Origin of the sequence: Nocardia testacea NBRC 100365, from assembly GCF_000308775.1 — a bacterium.
Classification (GTDB): Bacteria; Actinomycetota; Actinomycetes; order Mycobacteriales; family Mycobacteriaceae; genus Nocardia; species Nocardia testacea.
Map to the genome: position 1 here is coordinate 1 of NZ_BAGJ01000137.1, position 1,294 is coordinate 1,294.

The following is a 1,294-nucleotide window of genomic DNA, read 5'->3' on the forward strand; positions in this document are numbered from 1 at the left end:
GTCGCCGGGCCGCCAACCGGCCGCCCGCAGCCGCACGGCCATGATGCGGGCCAGTGCGGGGTCGGGACCCATTGCGGCGGTGACGGTCACCGCGGGATGGCCGCTGTCGGCCACCTCGCGCGGTACATCCTGGTAGACGTGATATCCGGAGGCCAGAAAGGCCGGCACCACCACGGCCGGAACGGTATCGCCGGCCACGACGGCCCGGGTGGCCAGATCGCGCAACACCTCGGCGGGCGACGGTCCGAGCACATCGACGAACGCCGTGCGCACGACCGAGTCCGCGTTGTCGTCCGCCTCGGGTCCCGCGACCGGCTCGGGCGTACAACCGCAGTTCAGGTGGCCGGGCGCGGTGGCGCGGCGACCGGCCGGACCGGTTACGCCGGAGTGGCCACACCGGACGTCCAGGGTGCCGGACCGCCGGTCCAGCTCGTGCCCGACCGCTTCGGCCAGCGCGGCGATCATCTGCACGCCCCTGGCACTGCGGGTACCGTGCGCGACCAACACCAAGGCGGGCGGGCGCCTCACCCCGGCACCACCGTCCGGACATAGCGCGCGTTGCGCGCCGGGGCCGCCGCGGCATGCGCCGGGCCGGCATTGTTGTCGATGCATTCGGCCGGATCCATGGCCAGCCGGTAGCCGCGCTTGACCACGGTCTGAATCGCCTTGGGAGTACCCAGACCCGCCCGCAGCCGCGCGATCGCGGTCTCCACCGCGTGCGTATCGTCGCCGCCACCGGGCAGTGCCGCCAGCAGATCCTCGCGGGAGACGACCCGCCCCGGCTGGCGGGCCAGTGAGCGCATCAGCGCCATGGGCGCCGGCGCGAGCTGCTTCACCGTGCCGTCCACCACCACGCACGCACCGCGCACGCTGATGGTGTGGCCGGCGGCGTTGATCCGGCCGGCCCGGCGCGGAAGTTCCTCGGCGACATGGCGGGCCAGCGCGCCCAGCCGGGCCCGGCCGGGCATCGTGGTGGGCACGCCGAGCTCCTCGAGCGGGGCCGCCGTGATGGGGCCGACACAGGCCGCGAGCACCCGGCCGCGCAGCGCGTGCAACACCCCCTCCAGCACCCCGATCTCCTTGGCGCGCATCAGCATCGAGGCCACCGCCGGGGCACTGGTGAACGTCACACAGTCGATCGCGGAGGTCACGACGGCCTCGATCAGCTGATCCATCGGACCGCGGTCGGCGGGCGGCTCCCACCGGTACACCGGTACGGGCACCACATCGGCGCCCGCACAGCGCAGTACTTCGCAGAAGTCCGGGATCGGTTCCCATTCGGTGGTGGCGCCGT

Annotated in this window: 2 protein-coding genes; both read right to left on the reverse strand. The window is 73.7% G+C overall.

Features of this window, described 5'->3' with window-relative positions; translation table 11 throughout:
• A partial coding sequence (locus tag ON38_RS19245) for a sirohydrochlorin chelatase (RefSeq protein ID WP_245564111.1) occupies positions 1 to 465 on the reverse strand: 465 nt, incomplete at its 3' end.
• Positions 466 to 524: 59 nt separating this feature from the next.
• A partial coding sequence (locus ON38_RS19250; protein ID WP_039826264.1) for a uroporphyrinogen-III synthase occupies positions 525 to 1,294 on the reverse strand: 770 nt, incomplete at its 5' end.